Genomic DNA, 26,305 nt, shown 5'->3' on the forward strand with positions numbered 1-26,305 from the left:
GCCAGATTAAAGGCGGCGCAGCAAAATCCGCCCACTAACCTTTCGATCTGATCCAAGTGCGGGCACAATGCGTGTCCTTTTTTGGCAGGCACCGCCGCAGGCTCTCAAAAATGATCAAAACGCCGTACTACCTCATCGATAAACAGAAGCTTCTGGTCAACATGCAGAAGATCGCTTACGTGCGCGAACAGTCCGGCGCCAAGGCCCTGCTGGCGCTCAAGTGCTTTGCCACCTGGTCGGTGTTCGACCTGATGCAGCAATACATGGACGGCACCACCTCGTCGTCGCTGTATGAGCTCAAGCTCGGTCGCCAGAAGTTCGAAGGCGAGGCGCACGCCTACAGCGTGGCCTGGGCCGACGATGAAATCGAAGAGATGCTGGATAACTGCGACAAGATCATCTTCAACTCGATCAGCCAGCTGCAGCGTTTTGCCGAACGCAGTGAGGGCAAGACCCGTGGCCTGCGCGTCAACCCGCAGGTGAGCAGCTCCGACTACCTGCTGGCCGACCCGGCGCGCCCGTTCAGCCGCCTGGGCGAATGGGACCCGGAGAAGATCGAAGGCGTGATCGAGCAGATCTCAGGCTTCATGTTCCACAACAACTGCGAGAACGGCGACTTCAGCCTGTTCGACAAAATGCTCGGCACCATAGAAGAACGCTTCGGCGCGCTGCTGCACAAGGTCAAGTGGGTCAGCCTCGGCGGCGGCATCCACTTCACCGGTGAAGGCTATGCGCTGGACGCGTTCTGCGCGCGCCTGAAGGCGTTCTCCGAGAAGTACGGCGTGCAGGTCTACCTGGAACCCGGCGAAGCGGCGATCACCAACAGCGCCTCGCTGGAAGTGACCGTGCTCGACACCCTCTACAACGGCAAACACCTGGCCGTGGTCGACAGCTCCATCGAAGCGCACCTGCTGGACCTGCTGATCTATCGCCTCAACGCCAAGCTGGCACCGAGCGAGGGCGAACACACCTACATGGTGTGCGGCAAATCCTGCCTGGCCGGGGACATCTTCGGCGAGTACCAATTTGATCGTCCGCTGGCCATCGGCGATCGGCTGTCGTTCATCGACACCGCGGGCTACACCATGGTCAAGAAAAACTGGTTCAACGGCCTGAAAATGCCGTCCATCGTAGTGAAACAACTCGACGGTACAGTCGAAGTGGTTCGTGAATTTGGTTACGACGACTACCTGTCCAGCCTTTCGTAAGCTGGCGGATAAAGGAGAGATAAAGCAATTGAAAAAGAACGTTCTTATCATTGGTGCAGGAGGTGTCGCCAAGGTGGTGGCCCACAAGTGCGCGCAGCACAACGACGAACTCGGTCGTATTGCTATCGCGTCGCGCAACATCTCCAAATGCCAGGCCATCATCGACAGCGTCAAGGCCAAGGGTAGCCTCAAGGTACCCGCCGACATCCAGGCCTTCGCGCTGAACGCTTTGGACGTGGAAGCGACCAAGGCCCTGATCCGCGAGACACAATCGCAGATCGTCATCAACGTGGGTTCCGCGTTCCTCAACATGTCGGTCCTGCGTGCCTGCATCGACACGGGCGTCGCGTACCTCGACACCGCCATCCACGAAGAGCCGGGCAAGGTCTGCGAGACCCCGCCGTGGTACGGCAACTACGAATGGAACCACCTGGAAGAGTGCAAACAGAAGAACATCACCGCCATCCTTGGCGTGGGCTTCGACCCGGGTGTCGTCAACGCGTACGCCGCGCTGGCGCAGCAACAGCATTTCGACCGCATTGATTCGATCGACATTCTCGACGTCAATGCCGGCTCCCATGGCAAATACTTCGCCACCAATTTCGATCCGGAAATCAACTTCCGCGAATTCACCGGACAGGTGTGGAGCTGGCAGAACAGCCAGTGGACCAGCAACACCATGTTCGAAGTCAAGCGCACCGACGACCTGCCAGTAGTCGGCTCGCAGAACCTCTATCTGACCGGCCACGATGAAGTGCACTCGCTGTCGAAAAACCTCGACGTGCCCAACGTGCGGTTCTGGATGAGCTTCGGCGAACACTACATCAACGTGTTCACCGTGCTGAAAAACCTCGGCCTGCTCTCCGAAAAGCCGGTCACCACTGCCGAAGGCCTGGAAGTCGTGCCGCTGAAACTGGTCAAGGCCGTGCTACCCGACCCGTCGTCGCTGGCGCCTGGCTACACCGGCAAGACCTGCATCGGCGACCTGGTCAAGGGCACCAGGAACGGCCAGCCGCACGAGGTGTTCATCTACAACGTGGCGGATCACGAAGAAGCCTTCGCCGAGACCGACAGCCAGGGCATCTCCTACACCGCAGGCGTGCCTCCGGTCGCTGCTGCGCTGCTGGTAGCCCGTGGTGAATGGGATGTACAACGCATGGCCAACGTCGAGGAACTGCCGGCTGAGCCGTTCCTCAAGGCGCTGGACGTGATGGGCCTGCCGACTCGAATCAAAGACGAGCACGGTGATCGGGCTTGGGATGCGATTGCCTGATAGGCGATGGCTGACCGAACAAAAAAATGCGCCCCAAGGGGCGCATTTTTTGTTGGGGCTCACATAACTATCAAAGAATAATGAAGATCAAAATGTGGGAGCGGGCTTGCTCGCGAATGCGGTGTGCCAGTCACTGCATCTGGCGACTGATACACCGCATTCGCGAGCAAGCCCCCACATTGAATTGGCCGTGTTCTTGAGAATGGGGCTATTCAAGATTGCGCGCCGAATTGCTCAACGCCCTGGAGCACTGCAACAACGCCGGCGCCAACTGCTTCTCCGCGTCCGCCCGACTCCAGCGACTGGTCGGCGCCACCACATGCACCGCCGCCACTGGCCGGCCATTCGCGCCCAGCACCGGTGCGCCGATGGTCATGTCGCCGAGGAACAGTTCCTGGGCATTGACCGCATAGCCCTGCTCACGCACCTGCTGCAACGATTCCAGGATCCTGTCGACCTCGGTCAATGTCTGGCTGGTGTGCGCAATGCGCTGGCTGTGCTCGATCAGCGCCAACGCTTCATCCGTAGGCAACGCGCTCAAATACGCGCGCCCCGACGCCGTGCAGTACATCGGCACCCGCGAGCCGATCGGCATGTGCACCGGCACAAAGCCCGCGCTGACGAACCGCGCGATATAGGTCATGTCGTAGCCCGCAGGCTCGGTCAGGCATGAGGTTTCGCCGGTCAGCCGCGTCAGTTCGGACAGGAATGGGTTGGCCACTTCGATCAGCGAATGCGCGTCCAGGTAACTGAAGCCCAACTCCAGCACGCGCGGGGTGAGTTGGTAATGCCGGGTGCGCGAGTGTTTCCGAAGGTAACCCAGGCTTTCGAGGGTAAACACCATGCGCTGGGCCGAGCTTTTGGTCATGCCAGCGGCCTCGGCCACCTCTGCAAGGCTCATGCTGCGGCGCTGGGCGCTGAATGCCTTGAGTACCGACAGGCCTTTTTCCAGGGATTGGTTGTGCAAACTGTTGCGTTCTTCGGACATGGCGGACTCGCGGTCAGGACGATCAGGCGTGGCGATATTTCTACCCTAAATCGCAAAAATAGACCACAAAATATCGCATATCGATACGCCAAGTTCATTTTGTTGAATTTACGTGGCGATATTCGATTTACTCCAATCGAAATGGCACAGAGCTTGCGGTTTCATCGGCAGCCGCTTGCGCTACTGACTTTCCGTTTTCCTTTTGGAGTAACCCGATGAACAGTCTTTCGCCCGTGTTTCGCCGCCTCGCCTTCGCCGTGTGCGCCACGCTCTGCGTCAGCGCCGCGCACGCAGAAAGTGCGTCCACGTACAAAGTCGGTGCAACGGCCAGTGGTTCGCCGTTCACCTTCCTCGATATCAAGAGCAACAGCATCCAGGGGGTGATGGTCGACGTGGCTGAAGCCGTCGGCAAGGCCGGCGGCTTCACCAGCCAGATCGAACAGACCAACTTCGCCGCGCTGATCCCCTCCCTCACCTCCGGCAAGCTCGACTTCATCTCCGCCGGCATGCTCAAGACCGAAGAACGCACCAAGGTCGTCGATTTCAGCGCCCCGGTGTATGCCTACGGTGAAGGCTTGATCATCAACGCCGAGGACAATACCGCCTACCCCGACCTCACCCCGTTGAAGGACCAGGTGGTCGGCGTGCAGGCCGGCACGATCTTTTACGATCAACTGAACAAGCTCGGCATCTTCAAGGAGATCCGCACCTACGACTCGATTGGCGAGATGGTCCGCGACCTGTCCCTGGGCCGCATCAAGGCCGCCGTTGGCGACCAGCCGGTGGTGGCGTACCAGATCCGCCAGAAGCTGTTCAAAGGCGTGAAACTCGCCGCCGACTACCAACCGGTCAATGTCGGCGAGGTCTGCCTGGTGGTGCGCAAGGGCGACGCACAAACCCTCGAACGCCTGAACACTGCCATCGCCAGCATCAAGGCCGACGGCACCCTGGACAGCATCCTCAAGAAGTGGGGACTTGATACCCAGGTGCGCCCATGAACCTGGCGGAGTTCCTGCAGAACGCCCAGGATTTCCTGCCGATTCTGCTGCAGGGCGCCTGGGTGACGATCCAGATCACCGTGCTGTCGTTCCTGCTCAGCAGCGCCATCGGCCTGGTGCTGGCGTTGCTCAAGCTGTCGCCGATCCGCGCGCTGTCGTGGACGGCGAGCACCATCATCAACGTGATCCGCGGCCTGCCGATCATCGTGCAACTGTTCTACATCTACTTCGTCCTGCCGGACATGGGCGTGCACCTCACGGCGTTCTACGCCGGGGTGATCGGCATGGGCATCGCCTATTCGGCGTACCAGGCCGAGAACTTTCGCACCGGCATCATTGCGGTCGAACAGGGCCAGCGCGAAGCCGCCGAAGCCCTGGGCATGCGCTCGGCGTTGATGATGCGCCGGGTGATCCTGCCGCAGGCGTTTCGCATTGCCTTGCCGCCCTACGGCAACACCCTGGTGATGATGCTCAAGGACTCGTCCCTGGTGTCGACCATCACCGTCGCCGAGATGACCCGCCAGGGCCAACTGATCGCCTCGTCGACCTTCCAGAACATGACCGTCTACACCCTGGTCGCCCTGCTCTACCTGCTGATGAGCCTGCCGCTGGTGTATGGCCTGCGCCGTATGGAGCAGCACCTGGGCCGGAGGAAAAAAGCGTGATCGAGATTCGTCAGCTGCAAAAACATTACGGCAGCCACCGCGTATTGCACGGCGTCGACCTCGACGTGGCCAAGGGCGAAGTGGTGTGCCTGATCGGTCCCTCGGGCTCGGGCAAATCCACCCTGCTGCGCTGCATCAATGCACTGGAAGCCTATGACGGCGGCACGATCAGCGTGTTCGGAGAAACCGTGCAGCGCGGCAGCAAGACCGTGCACGCCCTGCGCAGCCGCATGGGCATGGTGTTCCAGCGCTTCAACCTGTTCCCACACCGCACGGTGCTGGAAAACGTGATGGAAGGCCCGGTGTACGTCAAGGGCGAGTCGCCTGGGCAAGCGCGCGAGGAAGCCCTGGTGCTGCTGGAAAAAGTCGGCCTGAGTGCCAAGGCCGACGCCTACCCGGAACAACTCTCCGGCGGTCAGCAGCAGCGCGTGGCCATCGCCCGCGCCCTGGCGATGAAACCCGAAGCCATGCTGTTCGACGAACCCACCTCGGCCCTCGACCCGGAACTGGTCGGCGATGTGCTGGCGGTGATGCGCACCCTGGCCGACGAAGGCATGACCATGATCGTGGTCACCCACGAGATGGGCTTTGCCCGCGAAGTGGCCGACCGCGTGTGCTTCCTGCATGGCGGCTACATCGTCGAGAGCGGCCCGGCCGAGCAGGTGCTGGGCGACCCGCAGCACGCGCGCACCCAGGACTTTCTGCGACGCGTGCTGCACCCCACCGGCACTGCAAGGAGCCTGTCATGAAGTCGTTGTGGTCGGCGACGGCGCCGTCCGTGCTGCCAACGCCCGCGCTGGCGGAGTCGCTGAAGGTCGACGTGGCGATTGTCGGGGCAGGCTATACCGGCCTGTCGACGGCGCTGCACTTGGCCGAGCGCGGGGTCAGTGTGTGCGTGCTGGAGGCTAACGAGCCGGGCTGGGGCGCCTCGGGGCGCAACGGCGGGCAGGTCAATCCGACACTCAAATACGACCCGGAGCAACTGGTGCAGATGTTCGGACCGGAGCGCGCCGAGCCACTGATCTCGACGGTGTCGAACTCGGCGGACCTGGTGTTCAGGTTGATCGACAAGCACGGCATTGATTGCGCGCCGGTGCGCAAGGGCTGGATGCAGGTGTCGTACACGCAAAAGGGCGTCGCCGGGCTGCATGCACGAGCCGAGCAATGGGCGCGACGCGGCGTGCCGGTGCAGCGCCTGGATGCAACAGCGGTGGCCGCGCGCATGGGCAGCGAGGCGTTCGCTGGCGGCTGGCTGGACGGCCGTGCCGGGGCGATTCAGCCGCTGGCGTATGCCCGTGGGCTGGTCGGCGCGGCGTTGGCGGCGGGTGTGCGCATTCATGGGTACAGCGCGGTGACAGGGTTGCAGCGCCAGGGCGGCGGATGGCAACTGCAGACGGCTGGCGGGGCTCAGGTCACGGCCGATCAAGTGGTGCTGGCCACCAACGGCTACAGCGGCAACCTATGGCCGGGGATGGCGCAGAGCATTCTGGCGGCGAACAGTTTTATCGTCGCCACCAAGCCGCTGAGTGGGCGCGCGGCAGAGTGCATCCTGCCGGGACAGGAAACCGTGTCCACCGCGCAACGGCTGCTGCTGTACTTTCGCAAAGACAGTCATGGACGCTTATTGATGGGCGGGCGCGGGCTGTTCAACGATCCCACATCACCGGCCGACTTTGCCCACCTGGAGCGCTCCCTGGCGCTGCTGTTTCCGCAATTGGGCCGGCTGGAATTCGAGTACCGCTGGGCCGGGCGCATCGCAATCACCCGCGACTTCATGCCCCACGTGCACCAACCCGCGCCGGGGCTCACCCTGGCGTTGGGCTGCAATGGCCGCGGCATCGCGCTGTGTACCAGCCTGGGGCAGCAATTGGCCGCACGCTTGTGCGACAGCCACGCGGAGTTCGCCTACCCGGTGACACCGTTGCAACGCTTGCCGATGCACGGGTTGCAGCGGTTCTACATTGGCGCGGGGGTGGCGTGGTACAGCCTGCTGGACCGGCTCAATATCAGCTGAATCCTATTCCCGGGCACGCTGCAGACTGTCAATTCTCACAGGTTACCGCGCGCGCAAAACTCGCTAGGCTTAGCCCAGATGCATTGGCTGGCCTGCTGGGATTGCGGGCGATCAACTGAGTGAGAAGGACATCCATGAACCTCGAACATCCTCCACACACCGCCCGAATGCTCGGGCTGGTGTACAGCGCCTGCTGCTACCTCGTATTCCTGTGCACCTGCGTGTACCTGATCGGCTTTGTCGGCGAGATCGGGGTGCCCAAGCACATCAACGACGGCCCACCCGGTGAGTGGCCGACCGCCGTGTTGATCGATGCCGCGCTGATCATGCTGTTCGGCGCCCAGCACACGGTCATGGCGCGCCGGGGTTTCAAGCAATGGCTGGCAGGGTTCATCCCAGCGCCAGTTGAACGCTCCACGTACGTGCTGCTCAGCAGCCTGGTGCTGGGGTTGATGTTCTGGCTGTGGCAGCCCATTACGGCGAGTGTCTGGGAGGTTGAAGCCGCCTGGGCCAAGGCCCTGTTGATGGGCCTGTTCTGGCTGGGCTGGGGCATCGCGTTGCTGGCAACGTTTTTGATCAACCACTTTGAGCTGTTCGGGCTCAAGCAGGCCATCGACCGTTGGCGCAAGCCCACGTCACAGCCGCCGGTGTTCACGACGCCACTGTTTTACAAGCTCGTGCGTCACCCCCTGTACCTGGGTTTCCTGATTGCCTTTTGGGCAACGCCACACATGACCGCCGGGCATCTGTTGTTTGCGGTCGGAATGACGGTTTACATCTTCATCGGCGCACGCTTTGAAGAAAAGGACCTGGTGACGCTGTTCGGTGAGCGGTACCGACGCTACCAGCAAGAGGTCGCCATGATTATCCCCGGGTCAAAGCCCCCGAAAAAACCCAAAAACTAGCCCTCCCCCCTTTTTTTGTGGTGAGCGGGCTTGCCCCGCGTTGGAGTGCGCAGCACTCCCGCTGTTTCCAGCCCAACCCCGATAAACGGTGCCCCGCGCATGCGGCTCTCGGACTTTTCCGACAAGGCTTTCAGGTTGTGGCTCGCCAAGGTGCTGGCTAACCTCTCGTCGTCGCTGCCAATTCAGCGGCCGGATTTGACCGTCCGACTTCAAAAGAGCAACTGTGCCAACACCGATCTTCGGCGTTATTTCTACGTCTGATGTATTGTGTCGCGGCAGCTGTACGCGGGATACCTTCGGGTATGCCGGTTTTGCTCCTTTGGCCGGTCGGTCAACCCGCGTATCGCTGCCACCCTCCTTCGTTTGACCGCGAAGCGTGGCAGCTCCATTTATAAAGGAGCTACGCCATGATTAAAGACAGCCCCAATCCCCCAAGCCATCCCGACTTCGACACCAGCACCCTGCACGAAGTGGCCTACCGCGCCATCGATCACTACCTCAACCCACAACCCGCCACGTCCGAAGCCAGCGACGGACTCTTCACCGTGCGCGCCAACCTGGGCACCGAAACCCTGCTGGTCAACGCCTCCCAGGACCTGGCCTGCATCAGCGACATCGCCACTCACCTGGCGTTCGAGATCGACGGTACTCAACGCAATGTCGCGCTGGGTATCTGCCGTATGCTCGACGGGGTACAACTGCTGGTGGACAAGGCACTGAGCGTGGCCCATCCGGCGGCGTGACAATGGACGCGATACAGCGCCTGAGCTATCTTCGGGCGCTCTATCGAAAGCCTGAAACAGGAAGTTACCGCTTGAGCACGTCGCCCCTACTGCGAGGCCGCACCTTCGCCCTCCTCGCCGGCCTCGCCTTTATTGCCGTGGACCAACTCGTCAAACTGCTGGCCCTGGTTTCACTGCACGCCCACAGCTTCAAAATCGGCGCCAACCCGATCAACCTGGCACTCGAATTGAGCCTGAACCCCGGCGCGTTCCTCAGCCTGGGCGCCGCGTTGCCGCCGCAGGTCAAACAGCTGATTTTCATCGTCGGCGTGGCTGTCGTAGTGGCTTGGGCACTGTGGTGGTCCCTCTCGAACTGGAACCAGCCCCTGCGCAAAGTCCTGCCGCTGTACGCCATCGCCCTCGGCGGCATCGCCAACCTGATCGACCGCGTTTTTCGCGACGGGCACGTGGTTGATTACATGGTGCTGAACGTCGGGCCGGCCCATACCGGCGTGTTCAATATTGCCGATATCGCAATCACCGTGGGCGCGCTGTATTTGATGATGGATGTGTTCATGAAGCCGCGCAAAGCCTAGGCCTGTCAGTACGCCTCACCCTCGTCGCCCCTGATAGTCGCGGCAAGCGATTGAGCAATAGCCTTGGCTTTCACGATCGCTTCATCGCTGTACACAAAGGCAATCTCACCACGCCGGTAGTCAAAATAGTAAGCCTGCTGCGTGGTGGGAGAGGTCCAGTAGGCGGTTTGATTTCCGCCCATGGAAATCACCGCACCGGTAGTGGGATTAATGCCGGTCACCTCGTCCTGCAGCTCCAGGGTTGGATCGCTGGCACACAACGCGCGCCACTCTTCAGGCGCAATTGCATGGCTGTCGGCACGGGCGATGTGAAGTTCGTAAGCCATGAAGATTCCTATCTGGACACTGCAGAAATGCTCGTTCCCACGCAGCGCAGGAACGGCCTGGAACACCTTTATAACCTCAAAACACCGACCAACCAATCCGCTCGCTCAACAACTCCAACGCCTTCATCCCCGCCAGCGAGTTCCCCGCCGCGTTCAACTCCGGCGACCATACGCACACCGTGAACTGCCCCGGCACCACCGCGACGATCCCGCCGCCGACGCCGCTCTTGCCCGGCAAGCCGACGCGATAGGCAAAGTTGCCCGCCTCGTCGTACAGCCCGCTGGTGGCCATGATCGAGTTGACTTGCTTGGTCTGGCGCGCGGTGAGGATCTGTTCGCCGCTGTGGGCACTCACGCCTTCGTTGGCCAGGAAGCTGAAGGCCTTGGCCAAGTCCAGGCAGCTCATCTGTAGCGCGCAGTAGTTGAAGTAACTGTGCAGCACCGCGTCGACATCGTTATGGAAGTTGCCGAAGGATTTCATCAGGTAAGCCATGGCCGCATTGCGCGCGCCGTGCTGGGCTTCGGAGTCGGCGACGACGCTGTTCACCAGGATCTGCGGGTTGCCCGACAGGCGCCGCACGAAATCGCGCATCGACAGGATCGGCACGGCGAAGCGCGACTGGTTGATGTCACAGATCACCAGCGCGCCGGCGTTGATGAAGGGATTGCGCGGGCGGCCGCGTTCGAATTCCAGCTGCACCATGGAGTTGAACGGCTGCCCCGACGGCTCGTGGCCCAGGCGCTCCCAGATGGTTTCGCCGCCGTGGTCGATGGCCTGTACCAGGCTGAATACCTTGGAAATGCTCTGCACCGAGAACAGCGTATCGGCATCGCCTGCGCAGTACGCCGAACCGTCGTTGCCGTACACCGCAATGCCAAGCTGGTTGGCGGGTACATCGGCCAAGGCGGGAATATAGTCGACGACTTTGCCCTGGCCGATCAGTGGGCGCACTTCGTCGAGGATCGACGAAAGCATCGCCTGCATGTCTTGTCCTGTCATCTGTCTTTGAATCAATGGGAAGCGGGCCGCGGAGGATACTTCAATGCGCGCGGAAGCCCCAGACTATCTCGACCATGCGTTCGGCAATCACCAGGTAAACCAGGATCATCAGCAGTTGCAGCACGAGGTGGTAGCGCAGTTTGGAAAGCCTGCGAATGCCGTCGCTCACGTTCAGCACCAACAACAGCGACGACAGGATGATCAGCCCCCAACCGGCCACGCTGGAGGCGAACACGCCGATAAACAAGTCACGCTGCCCGAGCACTGTATTAGTCCCCGCTGCAAACAGCAGTGCGCACACCAGCAGGTTCTTCACATTGTCGAAGATTTGCGTGCTCAGGTCGTTTTCCAGCAGTGCCACATAGCGTTTCCATAACGTGTGCATGGGTCAGTACCGGGAGGGATCGCTCGTCATTCAAAGTAGTCCAATTGCCCGTACACTGCACCGTTGCGCTTACTCCACGAGGACTTTTGCATGAAATTGATGATCGGCCTGGCCGCCCTGCTGTTGCTATCGGCGTGCTCTGCAACACCGCCGGCCCAAGACTCCACCGCGTCTGCCTGCCTGGCCGGCGGCGGCACCATGAAGCAAGTTGGCAAGCTGCAGAGCTGGAAGTGCGTTACACCGTACAAGGACGCCGGCAAGGCCTGTACCGACTCCAGCCAGTGCGAAGGCGAGTGCCAGACCAGCGTGACGACCCAATCCGGCAACGGCCCGGTAACCGGCGCATGCCAGGTGGACAACGGACATTTCGGCTGCTCGGCAACCGTAGAAAAAGGCCAGCTGGGCCGCGCGATCTGCGTGGACTAAGGCCCCCACCGCTCCCCCCTGTGGGAGCGGGCTTGCTCGCGAAGGCGGTGTGTCAGTTGATGCATCAGGTGCCTGACCCACCGCCTTCGCAGGCAAGCCAGCTCCCACCTTTTGATCTCCATACACTCAGGTGCCTGGGCGCCAGCCCAATCCCCACCTTTGATCTCCATGCACCCGGATGCCTAAGCCCCACCCCAATCCAATGTGGGAGCGGGCTTGCTCGCGAAGGCGGTGTGTCAGTTGATCTATCAGGTGCCTGACACACCGCTTTCGCAGGCAAGCCAGCTCCCACTTTTTGATCTCCATACACCCAGGTGCCTAGGCGCCACCCCAATCCCCACCTTTGATCTCCATACACCCGGATGCCTAGGCAAAACCCCAATCCAATGTGGGAGCGGGCTTGCTCGCGAAGGCGGTGTGTCAGTTGATGCATGAGGTGCCTGACACACCGCTTTCGCAGGCAAGCCAGCTCCCACTTTTTGATCTCCATGCACCCGGATGCCCAGGCCCACTCCAATCCCCCTCTGGTAGCGGGCTTGTATGGCGCAACTCAGAAATGCGCCACATCCGACACCTGCTCATCCAGCACATCGCGCGCGAGTGCCCAAGCCTGGTCCTTGGACTCGACCACCAGCAGCGGGTAGCCCCAGGCCTTGCCGAACATGACCGCGAACGGCTTCAGGGCCAGGCGTTGCGCGGCGCTGGGCTCGACCTGGATCATGCCTTTGACGAACGTGCGCAGCGCCTGTTTGTTCTTTTTCATCCAGATCGACGCCTGCTTGCGCTCTTCGTGGGAGTGCTCGTGGTTGTTTTCATCGGCGGATTTTTCGTGCAGCAGCATGAAGGCTTGCTCCCTCGCCAACAGGCGTTCAAAGGCCAGGAATGCATCCTCCGGCCCGCCTTCGTTGGGGGCGTCAAACACGATTTTCACCACGGGGAACGTTGTACTGTCGAGTCGCATGGCCAAGCTCCTTAATGAGAGTGACTCTCACTATAATGAGCCCGGCACTGGACGGCATTGCACAGAATAGCCAGACTGTTTCGCAATTCAGCCAAACTGCGAACGCGCCATGAGACACCACCGCCTGGACTTGCACGACCCACTGATGGCCAAGGATGCCGACGTGTTCCCGCGTGCCGTGGTCGCGGTGGGTGCCACCAGCGCCTCGGACACCTGGGAACACGCGCAACACGCGCACCGCAAAGGCCAGTTGATGTACACCCTGCGCGGGGTGATCCATTGCGAAATCGAAGCGGGGATCTGGATCGTGCCGCCGCAATGCGCACTGTGGATTCCCGGCGGCACCTGCCATGCGGCGCGCGGCTCGGGTGAGGCGGAAGTCTATTGCCTGCTGATCGACCCCGATGCCGCCTGCGCCCTGCCCCCGCAGTGCTGCACCCTGGCAGTGTCCGGCCTGTTGCATGAGTTGATCAGCAAGGCGGTGAGTTTCCCGCAGTTGTATGACGAGGCCGGCGCCCAGGGCCGCTTGATCAACACGCTGCTGGACGAGCTGGCCGCTGCCCCCATCGAAGCGCTGCACCTGCCAATGCCCCGGGACCCGAGGCTGCGGCGCCTGGCCGACAGCCTGCTGGCCGAACCCGCCGACAAGGCCACGCTTGGCCAATGGGCGGTGCGCATCGGCATGAGCGAGCGCAGCATGACGCGCCTGCTGCTCGAGGAATTGGGCTTGAGTTTCGGCCGTTGGCGACGGCAGTTGCATGTGATCCTGTCGTTGCAGCGCCTCGCCAAAGGTCAGAGCGTGCAAGCCGTGGCCCTGGACCTGGGCTATGAGAATGCCAGCGGCTTTATCACCATGTTCCGCAAGGCGGTGGGCCAGCCGCCGGCGCGCTACCTGGCCGAGCGCGCCGGTGTGTTGAGCGCGACCAGCCAGACCATTGCGCTGAAAGACGCGCGCTGACTACCAGCTTTCCCCCAGCCCCAGCAGGCCAAGAATCTGCCGCCGCAAGTCGACCAGGTACGGGTCGTCGCGGTGCCGCGGATACGGCCTGTCGATGTGCAGTTGCGCCTGGATTTTTGCCGGGCGGTCGCTGAACACAATCACCCGATTGGCCAGCAGCAGCGCCTCCTCCACATCGTGGGTCACCAGCAATGCCGTGTAGCCCTGGCGTTGCCACAGGTCGATGAGTTCCTTTTGCATGGTGATGCGCGTCAGCGAATCGAGCTTGCCCAGGGGCTCATCGAGGATCAGCAAGCGCGGCTGGTTGACCAGCGCACGCGCCAGCGCGACACGTTGCGCCATGCCGCCGGATAATTGCCGAGGGTAGGCACGGGCAAACTGGCTGAGACCGACTTTTTCCAGCGCCTCGTCGACCTTGGCCGCATGGGTCTTGAGCAGGCCCTGGGCTTCCAGGCCAATGGCGACGTTGTCCCACACGCGGCGCCACGGGTACAGGGTCGGGTCCTGGAACACCACCACGCGGCTCGGGTCGGGGCCGAGGATGGCCTCGCCGTCGGCCAGCAGCTTGCCGGCATCCGCAGGTTCGAGGCCGGCCACCAGGCGCAGCAAGGTGGATTTGCCACAGCCCGAAGGCCCGAGCAACGCCACGAACTCGCCCGGTGCAACATCCAGGGAGACCCGCTCCAATACCGGCAGGTGCTGACCGTCCAGGGCAAAGCCATGGCTGAGGTTTTCAATACGCAGTGCCAATCCCGTGGATGCGGCGACTGCAGTTGCCAGGGCTACCATTTCATCGTTCCTTTTTGCCAGGCCAACAACCGATCGCGCACCAGGAACAACCCGGTGATCAACCCCGAACAGGCCAACGCCATGATCAACAGTGCAGCGTACATATTCGCGTAGGCGGCCCAGCCCTGGGCCCACTGCAGGTACCAGCCGATGCCGGATTTCACGCCCATCATCTCCGCCACGACCAGGGTGGAAAACGACGCGCCAAGGCCCATGAACAGGCCGACGAAAACGTGGGGCAACGCGGCAGGAATCGCCACCTTGAAAATCAGAAAGCCCTGCTTCGCGCCCAAGGTACGCGCCACGTCGTAATAAGCTTTATCGACGCTGGCGACGCCGGACCAGGTCAGCACCGTGACCGGAAACCAGGTGGCCAGCGCGATCAGGAACACGCTGGCGCTCCAGCTGCTGGGAAACAGGAAAAAGCACAGCGGCAACAACGCCGTCGACGGCACCGGACCGAGGATGCGCAACACCGGGTGCAGCCAGTAACCGATCCGCGTGGACCAGCCGATGGCCACGCCGGCGACAAAACCGGTGGCGGCGCCCAGCGCCACGCCGGAGCCCAGCAACACTGCCGAATGCAGCAGGCTGTCGGCCAGCCGCGCGTAGTCTTCGAGGTACACCGCGAGCAAGGCCTGCGGTGGGGCAAAGAACGGCACCGGCAACAGCGCCAGTTTGGCGGTGAGCAACTCCCAGAGGCCCAGCAGCGCCGGCAAGGCGATCAGCCAAGGCGCCGCCGTGTGCAGGCGCAGCCCGAGCCTGGTCAATTTGCGCCCGAGCAGGCTCAGCAGGATAAACACGACCGCTACGCCGACGCACAGATTCGCCAGGCCCTGGGTCATCGGCCAATTGCGTGTCGCGTTGGGCCAATAGCTGATCAACAGCGCGACGGCCACCCAGGCCGCCACCACGGCGGCGCCCTGCCAGCCGACCTTGAGAGCCACGGGCGGATTGAGGGTTGTGGCGTCAGCTGAAGACATCGGCGGTGATCTCCTTGGCGAATTCCACCGGATCGGTGCCCTTGCTGATCACTTCGACGGTTTTCAGGTCAGTCACGTAGGTGGTGATCTCCTGGGTCAACGCCGCGCCGACCGCATGGTGGCCGTGGGTGTGGTCGTGGAGGATCGCCTGCACTTCTTCGGTGGAGGTGTTCAGCGCATAGGCCTGGAAGCCCTTGGCGACGGCCTCCGGGTGCTGCACGGAATAGTCATGGGCTTCGAGAATCGCCTGGGTCAGCGCCGCCACTACGCGTTTGTCTTCACGCACCAGCTTGCCGGTGACACCGACCACGCAGCAGCTGAGGTTGGCGTATTCCTCCACCAGGTTGGTGGACAGCTCGCGTGCCACGCCGGACTTGATCAGGCGGTACATGAACGGGTCACTGCCGCTCACCGCCTGCACTTCGCCACGCTCCAGCGCAGTGCCCAGCAGGTCGGCCGGGTAGAGGCGCCATTCGACATCGCGCACCGGGTCGACGCCGTGCTTTTTCAGCAGGATCGAAAAGAAATTGCGGTCCGGGCTGGCCATGTCGGTCACGCCGATGGCCTTGCCCTTGAGGTCTTCGAGCTTGCTCACGCCGCCGTTCACGGCACTGAGCAAACGCAGGCAACCGCCATGCGTGCCGGCAGTGAGCTTCACATCAAAGCCCTGCTCCAGCGCCTTGAGCCACCGCAGCGCCATGCCCACGCCCGCATCCGCCTTGCCGGTGGCGATGGCTTCGAGCAGCACTTCGGTGGAGTTGCCGAAGTTGACCAGCTCCACGTCGAGGTTGTGCTTGGTGAAAAACCCCTGGCCGTGGGCGATCACCACCGGGGCCAGGCACACGGCGTTGAGGTTGACGGCCAGTTTCAACTTGCGCGGCGAGTCCAGGCGGATGAAGTCTCCGGTGCCGGCGGGCTCCTGGGGCGTGTTGTGGCCGGCGTGTTCATCGGCGGCAAAGCCCAGGCCGGGCAGCGACAGGCCAGCCAGGGTCAGGCCGGCCATGCCGAGCAGGCGGCGACGGGTCAAGTGATCGAAAGTGGCCATGCTCAATATCCCTTTTAAATTGATGTTCTTGGTTATGCGGTAAGCGGCTTTTCTGTGGTGAGCCCGCTCGTCTGTGGTGAGTGGGCTTGCCTGTGGTGAGCCCGCTTGCCTGTGGTGAGTGGGCTTGCCTGTGGTGAGCCCGCTTGTCTGTGGAGAGCCCGCTTGGATGTGGTGAGCGGGCTTACCTGTGGTGAGCGGGCTTGCCCCGCGTTGGGCTGCGCAGCGGCCCCAAATACAGTCACCGCGTTCTTTCAGGTACACTGCGGGGTTGGGTTTTGGGGGCGCTGCGCGCCCCAACGCGGGGCAAGCCCGCTCGCCACAAAAAAGCGGGCTTGCCACAAAAAAACCGTTCATCACAAAAAAACTGCTCACCACAAAAAAGCTCGGTCCCCACAAAAAAGCGCGTGTGTCGCGCAAGTTGCGGTCAGGCCTGCAGGTCAGCCAGTCCCAAGTGCTCGCGCAGCGTGGAGCCCTCATACGCTTTGCGGAACACGCCTTTGCGCTGCAGGTGCGGAATCACACTCTCGACAAACTCAGTAAACGACCCCGGCAAATACCCCGGCGAAATTACAAACCCGTCGCAACCGCCCTGCTCGAACAGTTCGGCCAGTTGGTCGGCGATCTGCGCCCCGGTGCCTACCAGTTGCGGCACGCGCACGCTGCTGGCGAAGATCCGGCCGAGTTGTTCCAGGGTGGTCTGCGGGCCTTGCATCAGCAGCTTTTCCGCAGCAGCCGGATGGATCAGCGGCGACTGCGCGATTTCCGCCAGCGTGGCGCTCAACGGGAAGGGCGACAGGTCCACATTCAACTGCGAAGCCAGCGTCACCAGGCCCAGCTCGGGACGCGCCAGGGCGTTGTGCTGGTCGCGCTTGGCGCGGGCTTCGGCTTCGCTGCCGCCAATGAACGGCATCACCGCTGTCAGCACCTTGCAACTGTCGGCCTCGCGGCCTTGCTGCACGACTTGCGCGCGCACGTCATCGCGAAACGCGCGCATGGCTGCCAGGTGCGGGTGAATGGTGAAAATCGCTTCGGCCCAGCGCGCGCCAAACCGACGGCCACGTCCGGAGGAACCGGCCTGGATCAGCACCGGCCGCCCCTGGGGCGTGCGCGGAATATTCAGCGGGCCCTCGACCTTGAACCACTCACCTTGGTGCTGCACCGACTGGATCAACGCCGGGTCGGCGAGCACGCCGCTGGCACGATCGAGCTTCAATGCATCCTTGCCCCAGCTGTTCCAGAGCTTCAGCGCGACTTCGACAAATTCATCGGCGCGGTCATAGCGCAGGTCGTGTTCCAGGTGCTTGTCCTTGCCAAACAGGCGCCCTTCGCTGTCGTTCATCGAGGTGACGATATTCCAGGCCGCGCGGCCCTTGGACAGGTGGTCGAGGGTGGAAAACTCGCGGGCGATGTGTGCCGGTTCGTAATAGGTGGTGGACCGCGTCGCGCCCAGGCCCAACTTGCGGGTCTGGCCGATCAGGTAGGAGAGGATCGGCAGCGGGTCCAGGCGCGTGGCGTCCTGGGCGCCGTAGCGCAAGGCCAACTCGCGGGAGCCGCCCATCTGGTCACCCACCGCCAGGCGATCAGCGAAGAACAGAAAGTCGAACAGCCCCTCCTCCACCACCTTGGCCACTCGCGCGTAGTACTCGGGATCGAGGTAATTGCCGACAGTTTCCGGATGGCGCCACACCGCATGGCTGTGCACCACGGGGCCGCTCAGCAGGAAGGCTGACAAGTGGATCTGGCGGCTCATGGCTTCGGCGTCCACACGGTGATATCAGAGACTTTGAGCGGCTTGGGAATCAGCTTGGCGGCGTAGTAGTAGTCGGCGATGCGTTGCTGTTCGGCGAGGTTGTCCACCTTGACCGGGATGATGTCGTAGCTGCGTCGGCTGTTGGCGCGCTCAACCGTGGCCGGAGCGATGTTGCCCCACAGCGGACCGAGGATTTCAGCGGCTTCCTTGGGATGGGCTTTGACCCATTGGCCGGTCTCGCGCAGGGTGTCGAACGTCACTTGCAACACGTCCGGATGCGCCTTGGCGAACCGGGTCGTGGCCAGGTAGAAGCGGTTGTAACTGGCCAGGCCATCGCTGCCGTCGGCAATCACGCGCGCGTGGTGGTCGAGTTGCTGGGTCGCGTAGAACGGGTCCCAGATCACCCAGGCGTCCACGCTGCCATTGGCGAACGCCGCGCCGCCGTCGGGGGCTTCGAGGTAACGCGGGGTGATATCGGCAAGGGTCAGCCCGGCTTTTTTCAGCGCACTGATCAGCAGGAAATTGCTGCCCGAGCCTTTGGACACGGCGACGGTCTTGCCCTTGAGGTCGGCAACGCTGTGGATCGGCGATTTATCCTGCACGATGATCGCCTGCGCGCCGGGCGACGCGTTTTCCTGCGCGTAGTAGGTCAGCGGCGCATCGGCAGCCTGGGTGAAAAGGGCGAAGGCGTCGGCCACATCGGCATGCAGGTCGACGCTGCCGGCGTTCAACGAGCTGAGCAGGCCGGTGCTGAATTCATGCCAGTTGACCGTGAACCCCAGCGGCTTGAGGCGCTGCTCCAGCTGGCCATTTTGCTTGAGCAGGATCCACAGGGTGGATGAGCGCTGGTAGCTGATATCCAGGGTCTGCTCGGCATGGGCCGCCGCTGCGGCAAACAGCAGGCTGGCGGCGAGAATGAGTTTTTTGAACGTCATGAAAAGGCCTTGGCATAGAAGAAGTGAAAGAAGCTGCATATGCCAAAACGCGGCATAAGGCCTGGCAAATAAGCGAACTTGATTATATTAATGACGAGCGATTATGAAAGAACTCTATAATTCTATGGTTATGCCGAATTCGCAGGACGGTGCGAAAAGCGCCCTAAGCTAAGATCGAAAGAGTATTTATCGAATAGTTTTTAGAACTTTATGCTTGGCGATATTTCGCTGAAGATCGAGCTCGCCATGTCCATTCGCCGTCCCCTCGCCGTCGTTTTAGGGTTGCTGGCCTTTTCCGTTGCCATCAGCGCCGAAGCCCAGGAAACCCTGCGCATCGGCTACCAGAAATCCTCGACCCTGATCACCCTGCTGAAAACCCAGGGCACCCTGGAACAAGCCCTCAAGGCCGACAACATTGATGTGAGCTGGCACGAGTTCCCCAGCGGCCTGCCGCTGCTCGAAGCGCTGAACGTGGGGAACGTCGACATCAGCGCCGATGTGGCGGATACCGTGCCGATCTTCGCCCAGGCCGCCCAGGCCAAACTCACCTACTTCGCTCAGGAAGCGCCCTCGCCTTCGGCCCAGGCCATCGTGGTGCGCAAGGATTCGTCGATCCAGCAACTGGCGGATTTGAAAGGCAAGAAAATCGCGGTGACCAAGGCGGCCGGCACCCACTATTTGCTGATCGCGGCGCTGGCCAAGGCGGGGTTGGCTTTCTCGGATATCGAGCCTGCGTACCTGTCGCCGGCCGATGGTCGCGCGGCGTTCGAGAACAACAAGGTGGATGCATGGGTCACCTGGGAACCCTTCCTGACCAGCGTGCAACGTCAATTGTCGACACGCACCTTGGCCGACGGCGCAGGGCTGGCCAGTTACAAGCGTTACTACCTGACCGGGACGCCGTACGCCAAGGCGCATCCGCAGGTGTTGAAAGTGGTGTACGCGCAGCTGGAGAAAACCGGCGAGTGGGTGAAGAAAAACCCGCAGGACGCAGCGAAAATCCTCGGCCCGTTGTGGGGCAACCTGGACGTGGCCACCGTAGAAGCGGCCAATGCGCACCGCAGTTATCAGGTGCAACCGGTGACGCTCGATCAGCTGGGTGAGCAGCAGAAGATTGCCGATGCGTTCTTCAAGGCCGGCTTGCTGCCCAAGGCGGTAGACGCCAAGGATGTGCAGACCTGGAAGCCCTGAGGCCGGGCACGGTCTAACTGTGGGAGCGGGCTTGCTCGCGAAAGCGGTGGTTCAATGAATACATCTTCGACTGAAAGACTGCATTCGCGAGCAAGCCCGCTCCCACAATTTGATTTCCATACCCCTTCCAAGCCGTGACTTGATCAACTGTAGGAGCTGGCAAGCCAGCTCCCACATTTTTGATCTCCATACCCCCTCCCAGCAGTGACTCAATCAACAAGCGGGCTTGCTCGCGAAAGCGGTGGCTCAATGAATACATCTTCGACTGAAAGACTGCATTCGCGAGCAAGCCCGCTCCCACATTTTTGATCTGCATACACCCTCCACGCTGTGACCCGATCAACTGTGGGAGCTGGCTTGCCTGCGATGGCGACCCGTCAGCCATCTCTTCATTGCTGAACCACCGCTATCGCTGGCAAGCCAGCTCCCACAGTTTTGATCTCCATGCCCTCTCCAAGCAGTGACTCAATCAACTGTGGGAGCGGGCTTGCTCGCGAATGCGGTGGTTCAATGAATACATCTTCGACTGAAAGACTGCATTCGCGAGCAAGCCCGCTCGCACATTTTTGAGCTGCATACACCCTTAGAGCAGTGTGCGGGCCAGGGCCTTTTTCCATTCGGCGTAACGACCTGCCATCGCCGGGTCATCCTGCGGTTCGAACCGCTCGCGCTGTCGCTCCAATTGCGCCAGCGCTGCATCGCTCGCCCACACGCCCAAGGCTCGTCCCGCCAGGTGCGCCGCGCCCAGCGCCGAGACTTCCGGCGATAGGCTGCGCACCACCGGGCGTTGCAGCAGGTTGGCCAGGAACTGCATCAGCCAGCGGTTGCGCGTGGCGCCGCCGTCGACCCACAACTCCTTGAGCGGACTGCCAATGTCCTGCTGCATCGCCTCGAACACATCGCGAATCTGATAGCCGATGGACTCCAGCGAAGCACGAAGGATATGCGCACCAGACGTCGCTTCGGTCAGCCCGCAGATCAACCCGCGCGCATCGGCCTTCCAGTGCGGTGCGCCCAACCCGGACAGCGCCGGCACAAAGTACACGCCGCCATTGTCCGGCAGTTGCGCGGCCTGTTCGGTCAACGCATCCAGCGACTCACCCGCCACCAGGCGCGAGGCCCACTGCACCGCCGCGCCGGTGTGCACGATATTGCCTTCCATGCCAAAGGTGGCTTGGCTGCCGTCATGCCAGGCCAACGTGGTCGAAAGACCGTGCGTGGACGCGATCGGCCCCTTCATGGGCGTCATCAACGAAGAACCCGTGCCGAGGGTGGCCTTGACCAAGCCCGGGGCAAAACCGCCCTGCCCGTACAGCGCGGCGTGGGAATCGCCGATCATCGACATCACCGGGATGCCCGCAGGCAAGCCGCCCAGCGCGACGGTCTCGGCAAAGAAACCGGCGCTCGGGCGGATCGGCGCCAGGGCCGCCAGAGGAATGTCGAACAGCGCCAGCAACTCAGGGTCCCAGGCGCAGGTGTGCAGGTTGAACAGCTGGGTGCGCGCGGCATTCGAATAATCGGTGGCGAACACCTGGCCGCCGCTGAGTTTCCACAGCAGCCAGCTGTCGACGGTGCCCAGGCAAATCTCGCCGGCAGCCGCGCGGGCGTGACCGTCTTCAAGGGTGTCGAGAATCCAGCGAAACTTTCCGGCGGAGAACATCGGGTCCAGCGCCAGCCCGGTTTTTTCCAGGATCACAGCTTCATGCCCCTGCTCATGCAACTGGGCGCACAACGCGGTGGAGCGTCGACATTGCCAACTGATGCACGGCGACACCGGCTCGCCCGTGCGCCTGTCCCAGGCCACCACCGATTCGCGCTGGTTGCTGATGGCCAAGGCGGTAATTGGACGATCCACCTGGGCCAGGCATTCTTCAATCGCGGCCAGGGTGCTGTGCCAGATGAACAGCGGATCCTGCTCGGAAAACCCGGCCTGCGGATGGCTGACGCTCAACGGCCGCGAGCCGCGGGCAATCACCTGCCCGAGCGCGTTGACCAGCACCGCCTTGGCGTTGCTGGTGCCTTCGTCTATCGCCAGGATCAGCGGAGTGTGGTTATTCATGGGGGTCACCGCAACCGAGTGGCAGCCGCCACGATCCCAGCCGCGTCGATGTTATGCAAGGCGCGGGTCGGTTCACGGGCGCCGGCGGCGGCGTATTCGCCATCACCGATGCCCAGGCGGATCAGCGCGATACCCAGCCCGGCCTCGGCCAGCACTTCGGCAACCAGGCTGCCGATGCCGCCGTTGATGTTGTGTTCTTCCACGGTGATGACCGCATGGGTGCCGCTCAAGGCACTGAGCAAGACGTCACGCTGCAGCGGCCGGACCGACGACAGATTGATCACCTGCGCCTGAATCCCCTGCTCCGCCAGCAACGCCGCGGCATCCACTGCCTCGTGCACCACCGACCCCAGGGCGACGATGCTCACATCGGCGCCCTGGCGCAGGATATCCACCTGCCCCGGCACGAATTGGTAATCGGCGCCGTGCACATCCGGCAAGGCTTTGCCATCGAGACGGATGTACACCGGGCCGTGGTAGCGCAGCGCGTAATCGACGATCTGGCGGCACTCGATCGCGTCGGCCGGCGCGAAAATCTGCACATTGCCAAAGCCGCGCATCACCGAAATATCGTCAAGGCTGTGGTGGGTGCTGGCCAGCGGACCATAGCTGGTGCCGGCATTCAGGCCGAACATCTTGACGTTGGCCTGGTTGTAGCAGACGTCGACCTTGATCTGCTCATTGGCGCGCGAGATCAGAAACGGCGCCGCGTTGCAGGTGGCGGCGATCTTGCCACCCAGCGCCAGGCCCGCCGCGACGCTGACCAGCGACTGTTCGGCAATGCCGACGTTGATCAGGCGCTCGGGAAAGCGCTGGGCAAACGGGCCGATCTTGGCCGTGGAGGTGGAGTCGCTGACCACGGGCACCACGTCCAGCCCTGCATCGACCGCATCAATAAACGCCTGCACCATGACGCTCGCCAGATGTTCACTCGCCATGACTCAACTCCTCCAGTGCCGCATTGATTTCGTCACCCTTGGGCACGCGGTGGTGCCATTCGGGACGGGCTTCGATAAACGACACGCCCTTGCCTTTAATGGTGTGGGCGATCAGCACCTGCGGCGCACCGGTGTGGGTCTGCATGTCTTCGAGGGCGTCGATCAACTGGCCGACGTCGTTGCCGTCGCACTCACTGACACGAAAGCCGAAGGCGGCCCATTTCACGTCCAGCGGGTCCAGCGGCATGATCTCGGCAGTCAACCCCGCCAGCTGCAGCTTGTTCTTGTCGACAATCACAAACAGGTTATCCAGGCCGTACTTCGCCGCCGCCATTGCGGCTTCCCAGTTGGAACCTTCAGCCAGCTCGCCGTCGCCGGTCAGCACGTAGATACGTTTTTTGCTGCCGGACATTTTCGCCGCCAACGCCAACCCCACCGCCACCGGCAAACCATGGCCGAGGGCGCCGGTGTTGAGTTCGATACCGGGGGTTTTCTGCCGCACCGGGTGACCCGGCAAGTGCGAATTGAAGTGCTGGTAGGTAGGCAACCAGTCGGTCGGGATGTAGCCCGCCTGCGCCAGGCAGCAATACAAACCGCCGACGCCATGGCCCTTGCTCTGGATATAGATATCGCGCTCAGGGTCTTCGGTGCGTTCCGGGCCGGTATCGAGGATGCGGAAATACAGCGTGGCGAGGATGTCGGTTTCCGACAGATCGGCCCCGGTGTGCCCGCCGGCCGGTGAGTCAGCATTCAGGCGGATCACGTGGCGCCGGATCAGGCGGGCCTGTTCTTTGATCTGGTGGGCGTCGTACTGGAAGGCATTCATGCAGCGGCTCCTGTGGGCTGACCACGCGAGGTGAAAGTGTCGAAAGCTGTTTTGAATATTTATTCAGCAGTGACAATATATTTCTATTTAGACGCCGATCAGCCAGCAGGTCAAGTGAGTGATTCGCTGAAAAATGAAATAAGTCGCGCAAAAACCGCTCGGACAGACGGCCAAAATCCCACCCGGGGTTATCTATGCCGTGGCTTTGAGGCGTATAAAAGCTGCGGTTTAGAGGCGCACATGAAAAATTAAGCGCTTGACTTTGACGCGGTGGCACTGGAATCTGAATTAACAGTCAGGCTCGCATAAATATTCAGGCGACCTGAAAGCACTCCAAAAAAAATAAATCAGGAGAACACTGTGGACGCCAAAGCGATTGTCCAGCACCCGGCCGAACTCAAGCCGCCCCACCGCCCACGGCTGGTGAAACTGCTGCCCAGCAATATCGGCGGCCCGTTGATCGGGCTGGTGCTGTTGGTGCTGGTCTTCTCCTTCAGTTCCGAATTCTTCTTCTCGTTGCGCAATGGCCTGAACATTCTCGATCAGGTCACGGTGCTGGGCATCCTGGCGATCGGCATGACGGCGGTGATCGTGATCGGCGGCATCGACCTGTCGGTCGGCTCGGTGCTGGCCTTCTCGATGATGATGCTCGGCTGGCTCTATCAGGACCAGGCGGTGCCGCTGGGCTTCGCCATCCCGATTTCGATTGCCAGCGGCATGCTGGCCGGGCTGGTCTCCGGGGGCTTGATCACCTACGCCAAGCTGCCGCCGTTCATTGCCACGCTGACCATGATGTCGGTGGCCCGTGGCCTGGCAAATATCCTCACCGAAGGCCGGCAGATCGTCGGTTACCCGGACTGGTTCACCAGCCTGGCGACGGTGCGGCATTTCGGTTTTCTCTCGGCCACCGTCGGGCTGTTCCTGGTGATGCTGGTGGTGGCGTGGGTGTTCCTGCGCTTTCGTGCCGGCGGCCGCAACCTTTACGCCATGGGTGGTAGCCCGGAAGTGGCGCGCCTGTCGGGCATCAAGGTGCGCGCGATCACGCTGTGGGTGTACGCCATCAGCGGCGCCCTCGCCGGCATTGCCGCTGTGACCCTCGCCGCCCGCCTCGACTCGTCCCAACCCAGCGCCGGCCTGAGCCTGGAACTGGACGCCATCGCCGCCGTGGTGATTGGCGGCGCCAGCCTCAGCGGTGGCGTCGGCAGTATCGGTGGCACCCTCGTGGGGGTGCTGATCATTGGCGTGCTGCGCAATGGCCTCAACCTGCTTGGCGTTTCGCCGTTCATTCAACAAGTGGTGATCGGCGTGGTCATCGCCCTCGCCGTGACCATCGACACCCTGCGACGCCGCTCCAGCACTGCCCGTTAAACCTGTTCGACAGTTGACACCCTCCAACAATAAAACCAGGAGTCACCGACATGTTCAGCCCCAAGAAACTGCTTATCGCCACTGCCTTGGCTGCCGCGACCCTCAGCGCCGCCGGCACCACCTGGGCCAAGGACCTGACCATCGGCCTGGCCGTGGCCAACCTGCAGGCCGACTTCTTCAACCAGATCAAGCAGTCGGTGGAAGCCGAGGGCAAGGCCAAGGGGATCAAGGTGATCACCGTGGACGCCCAGGGCAACTCCTCGACCCAGGTCAGCCAGATTGAAGACCTGATCACCCGCCAGATCGACGTGCTGATCTACATTCCGGCCGGTGCTACCGCCGCCGGTGTGCCGGTCAAAGCCGCCAAGGCCGCCGGCATCCCGGTGATCGCCGTCGACCGTAATGCCCCCGACGCACCCGGCGATACGTTTATCGCCAGCGACAGCGTGGCCGGCGCCAAGACCCTGGCCGAGTACGTGGGCAAGATCACCGACGGCAAGGGGCGCATCGCGATCCTGCAAGGCCAGCTCGGTACCACGCCGGAAAACGACCGCGCCAAAGGCTTTGAGCAAGGTCTCAAAGCCTTCCCGGACCTCAAGGTGGTCGCCCAGCAACCCGCCGAATGGGCCCAGGACAAAGGGTTCGCGGTGGCCCAGGACCTGCTCCAGCGTGATCCGAACATCACCGTATTCTTCGGGCGCGCCGACGCCATGGCATTGGGCGCGGCCCAGGCAGTGAAAGTCGGCAACCTCGATCACAAAGTCGTGGTGGTCGGTTTTGACGGCGACGTCGCCGGGCTCAAGGCCGTGGAAAGTGGTGTGCTCAACGCGACCATGACCCAGCAGACGCAGAAAATGGGGCGCCTGGCCGTGGCCTCGGCAATTGACCTGAAGGCCGGCAAAGACGTGCCCAAGGAACAACTGCTGCCCACCGTGCTGACCACCAAAGACAACGTCGCGCCGTTCCTGCAACAGCACCCGTAAGCCTCGGAGGTCG

The 26,305-nt window shown here is 62.2% G+C and carries 28 protein-coding genes; 14 read left to right on the top strand and 14 right to left on the bottom strand.

What is annotated here, in order from left to right; genetic code table 11:
• The first annotated feature begins 110 nt into the window (after nucleotides 1-110).
• Both AC07SI_RS28805 and AC07SI_RS28810 read left to right on the top strand, forming a co-directional pair.
• Nucleotides 111-1,208 carry a carboxynorspermidine decarboxylase gene (locus AC07SI_RS28805; RefSeq protein ID WP_106803504.1) on the top strand — a complete coding sequence of 366 codons (1,098 nt, stop codon included), beginning with the start codon at nucleotides 111-113 and terminating at the stop codon, nucleotides 1,206-1,208.
• Between the two features lie 28 nt (nucleotides 1,209-1,236).
• The gene (locus AC07SI_RS28810) at nucleotides 1,237-2,481 is read left to right on the top strand and encodes a saccharopine dehydrogenase family protein (RefSeq protein WP_065907580.1); all 1,245 of its coding nucleotides are present in this window, start codon (nucleotides 1,237-1,239) and stop codon (nucleotides 2,479-2,481) included.
• A gap of 208 nt (nucleotides 2,482-2,689) precedes the next feature.
• Here AC07SI_RS28810 and AC07SI_RS28815 read toward each other — a convergent pair whose 3' ends face one another.
• Complete coding sequence (locus tag AC07SI_RS28815) at nucleotides 2,690-3,469, bottom strand: IclR family transcriptional regulator (protein WP_065907576.1); 780 nt, start codon at nucleotides 3,467-3,469, stop codon at nucleotides 2,690-2,692.
• 215 nt (nucleotides 3,470-3,684) lie between these two features.
• Here AC07SI_RS28815 and AC07SI_RS28820 point away from each other — a divergent pair, with 215 nt between their 5' ends.
• The 7 genes from AC07SI_RS28820 (at nucleotide 3,685) to AC07SI_RS28850 (ending at nucleotide 9,369) form a co-directional block, all read left to right on the top strand.
• On the top strand, nucleotides 3,685-4,467 hold the full coding sequence (locus tag AC07SI_RS28820; RefSeq protein ID WP_065907574.1) for an ABC transporter substrate-binding protein: 783 nt from the start codon (nucleotides 3,685-3,687) through the stop codon (nucleotides 4,465-4,467).
• Nucleotides 4,464-5,132, top strand: coding sequence for an amino acid ABC transporter permease (locus AC07SI_RS28825; protein WP_065907573.1), 669 nt, complete (start codon nucleotides 4,464-4,466; stop codon nucleotides 5,130-5,132). The genes AC07SI_RS28820 and AC07SI_RS28825 overlap by 4 nt, the downstream gene beginning before the upstream one ends.
• Complete coding sequence (locus tag AC07SI_RS28830) at nucleotides 5,129-5,881, top strand: amino acid ABC transporter ATP-binding protein (protein ID WP_065907571.1); 753 nt, start codon at nucleotides 5,129-5,131, stop codon at nucleotides 5,879-5,881. The genes AC07SI_RS28825 and AC07SI_RS28830 overlap by 4 nt, the downstream gene beginning before the upstream one ends.
• Nucleotides 5,878-7,146, top strand: a complete 1,269-nt coding sequence (locus AC07SI_RS28835) for an NAD(P)/FAD-dependent oxidoreductase (protein ID WP_495007003.1) — start codon at nucleotides 5,878-5,880, stop codon at nucleotides 7,144-7,146. The genes AC07SI_RS28830 and AC07SI_RS28835 overlap by 4 nt, the downstream gene beginning before the upstream one ends.
• Before the next feature lie 134 nt (nucleotides 7,147-7,280).
• On the top strand, nucleotides 7,281-8,051 hold the full coding sequence (mddA, locus tag AC07SI_RS28840; RefSeq protein WP_495007004.1) for a methanethiol S-methyltransferase: 771 nt from the start codon (nucleotides 7,281-7,283) through the stop codon (nucleotides 8,049-8,051).
• 407 nt (nucleotides 8,052-8,458) lie between these two features.
• A complete protein-coding gene (locus AC07SI_RS28845) occupies nucleotides 8,459-8,794 on the top strand; it encodes a DUF6124 family protein (RefSeq protein ID WP_495007005.1) in 336 nt (111 codons plus the stop codon).
• A gap of 71 nt (nucleotides 8,795-8,865) precedes the next feature.
• The gene (locus tag AC07SI_RS28850) at nucleotides 8,866-9,369 is read left to right on the top strand and encodes a signal peptidase II (protein ID WP_495007006.1); all 504 of its coding nucleotides are present in this window, start codon (nucleotides 8,866-8,868) and stop codon (nucleotides 9,367-9,369) included.
• A gap of 5 nt (nucleotides 9,370-9,374) precedes the next feature.
• On the opposite strand, the gene AC07SI_RS28855 is transcribed toward AC07SI_RS28850, so the two are convergent.
• From AC07SI_RS28855 to AC07SI_RS28865, 3 genes are all read right to left on the bottom strand, one after another.
• Complete coding sequence (locus AC07SI_RS28855; protein WP_065907763.1) at nucleotides 9,375-9,695, bottom strand: hypothetical protein; 321 nt, start codon at nucleotides 9,693-9,695, stop codon at nucleotides 9,375-9,377.
• Nucleotides 9,696-9,771: 76 nt separating this feature from the next.
• Entirely contained in the window at nucleotides 9,772-10,680 is a 909-nt protein-coding gene (gene glsB, locus AC07SI_RS28860; protein ID WP_495007007.1) for a glutaminase B, read from the bottom strand.
• Nucleotides 10,681-10,735: 55 nt separating this feature from the next.
• On the bottom strand, nucleotides 10,736-11,080 hold the full coding sequence (locus AC07SI_RS28865) for a hypothetical protein (RefSeq protein ID WP_065907561.1): 345 nt from the start codon (nucleotides 11,078-11,080) through the stop codon (nucleotides 10,736-10,738).
• Between the two features lie 90 nt (nucleotides 11,081-11,170).
• Here AC07SI_RS28865 and AC07SI_RS28870 point away from each other — a divergent pair, with 90 nt between their 5' ends.
• Nucleotides 11,171-11,506, top strand: coding sequence for a hypothetical protein (locus tag AC07SI_RS28870; RefSeq protein WP_065907552.1), 336 nt, complete (start codon nucleotides 11,171-11,173; stop codon nucleotides 11,504-11,506).
• Nucleotides 11,507-12,056: 550 nt separating this feature from the next.
• Here AC07SI_RS28870 and AC07SI_RS28875 read toward each other — a convergent pair.
• Nucleotides 12,057-12,467: a hypothetical protein gene (locus tag AC07SI_RS28875; protein WP_065907546.1), complete on the bottom strand. Its 411-nt coding sequence runs from the start codon at nucleotides 12,465-12,467 to the stop codon at nucleotides 12,057-12,059.
• 109 nt (nucleotides 12,468-12,576) lie between these two features.
• Here AC07SI_RS28875 and AC07SI_RS28880 point away from each other — a divergent pair, with 109 nt between their 5' ends.
• A complete protein-coding gene (locus AC07SI_RS28880; RefSeq protein ID WP_065907544.1) occupies nucleotides 12,577-13,425 on the top strand; it encodes an AraC family transcriptional regulator in 849 nt (282 codons plus the stop codon).
• Here AC07SI_RS28880 and AC07SI_RS28885 read toward each other — a convergent pair whose 3' ends face one another.
• The 5 genes from AC07SI_RS28885 to AC07SI_RS28905 form a co-directional block, all read right to left on the bottom strand.
• Entirely contained in the window at nucleotides 13,426-14,214 is a 789-nt protein-coding gene (locus tag AC07SI_RS28885) for an ABC transporter ATP-binding protein (RefSeq protein WP_120448928.1), read from the bottom strand.
• Entirely contained in the window at nucleotides 14,208-15,197 is a 990-nt protein-coding gene (locus tag AC07SI_RS28890) for an ABC transporter permease (RefSeq protein WP_065907539.1), read from the bottom strand. The genes AC07SI_RS28885 and AC07SI_RS28890 overlap by 7 nt, the downstream gene beginning before the upstream one ends.
• Nucleotides 15,184-16,242 (bottom strand): ABC transporter substrate-binding protein, encoded by a 1,059-nt coding sequence (locus AC07SI_RS28895; protein ID WP_495007008.1) that lies wholly within the window; start codon nucleotides 16,240-16,242, stop codon nucleotides 15,184-15,186. The genes AC07SI_RS28890 and AC07SI_RS28895 overlap by 14 nt, the downstream gene beginning before the upstream one ends.
• A gap of 424 nt (nucleotides 16,243-16,666) precedes the next feature.
• On the bottom strand, nucleotides 16,667-17,992 hold the full coding sequence (locus AC07SI_RS28900; protein ID WP_495007009.1) for an LLM class flavin-dependent oxidoreductase: 1,326 nt from the start codon (nucleotides 17,990-17,992) through the stop codon (nucleotides 16,667-16,669).
• Nucleotides 17,989-18,927 carry an aliphatic sulfonate ABC transporter substrate-binding protein gene (locus AC07SI_RS28905; RefSeq protein WP_495007010.1) on the bottom strand — a complete coding sequence of 313 codons (939 nt, stop codon included), beginning with the start codon at nucleotides 18,925-18,927 and terminating at the stop codon, nucleotides 17,989-17,991. Before AC07SI_RS28905 ends, AC07SI_RS28900 begins: the two co-directional genes overlap by 4 nt.
• A gap of 246 nt (nucleotides 18,928-19,173) precedes the next feature.
• Here AC07SI_RS28905 and AC07SI_RS28910 point away from each other — a divergent pair, with 246 nt between their 5' ends.
• Nucleotides 19,174-20,118, top strand: coding sequence for an aliphatic sulfonate ABC transporter substrate-binding protein (locus tag AC07SI_RS28910; protein ID WP_495007011.1), 945 nt, complete (start codon nucleotides 19,174-19,176; stop codon nucleotides 20,116-20,118).
• A 13-nt stretch (nucleotides 20,119-20,131) separates the two neighbouring features.
• Here AC07SI_RS28910 and AC07SI_RS28915 read toward each other — a convergent pair whose 3' ends face one another.
• The 4 genes from AC07SI_RS28915 to AC07SI_RS28930 form a co-directional block, all read right to left on the bottom strand.
• Nucleotides 20,132-20,434 (bottom strand): hypothetical protein, encoded by a 303-nt coding sequence (locus AC07SI_RS28915; protein ID WP_495007012.1) that lies wholly within the window; start codon nucleotides 20,432-20,434, stop codon nucleotides 20,132-20,134.
• A gap of 267 nt (nucleotides 20,435-20,701) precedes the next feature.
• Nucleotides 20,702-22,177, bottom strand: a complete 1,476-nt coding sequence (locus AC07SI_RS28920; RefSeq protein ID WP_106803493.1) for an FGGY family carbohydrate kinase — start codon at nucleotides 22,175-22,177, stop codon at nucleotides 20,702-20,704.
• A 5-nt stretch (nucleotides 22,178-22,182) separates the two neighbouring features.
• Complete coding sequence (locus AC07SI_RS28925) at nucleotides 22,183-23,115, bottom strand: transketolase family protein (RefSeq protein WP_495007013.1); 933 nt, start codon at nucleotides 23,113-23,115, stop codon at nucleotides 22,183-22,185.
• Nucleotides 23,105-23,941: a transketolase gene (locus AC07SI_RS28930; protein ID WP_282398166.1), complete on the bottom strand. Its 837-nt coding sequence runs from the start codon at nucleotides 23,939-23,941 to the stop codon at nucleotides 23,105-23,107. The genes AC07SI_RS28925 and AC07SI_RS28930 overlap by 11 nt, the downstream gene beginning before the upstream one ends.
• A gap of 360 nt (nucleotides 23,942-24,301) precedes the next feature.
• Here AC07SI_RS28930 and AC07SI_RS28935 point away from each other — a divergent pair, with 360 nt between their 5' ends.
• The gene (locus AC07SI_RS28935) at nucleotides 24,302-25,309 is read left to right on the top strand and encodes an ABC transporter permease (RefSeq protein WP_012724867.1); all 1,008 of its coding nucleotides are present in this window, start codon (nucleotides 24,302-24,304) and stop codon (nucleotides 25,307-25,309) included.
• 50 nt (nucleotides 25,310-25,359) lie between these two features.
• Nucleotides 25,360-26,292, top strand: a complete 933-nt coding sequence (locus AC07SI_RS28940; RefSeq protein WP_065907318.1) for a sugar ABC transporter substrate-binding protein — start codon at nucleotides 25,360-25,362, stop codon at nucleotides 26,290-26,292.
• Nucleotides 26,293-26,305: the final 13 nt, after the last annotated feature.

This window comes from Pseudomonas sp. GW821-FHT05D12, from assembly GCF_059419825.1.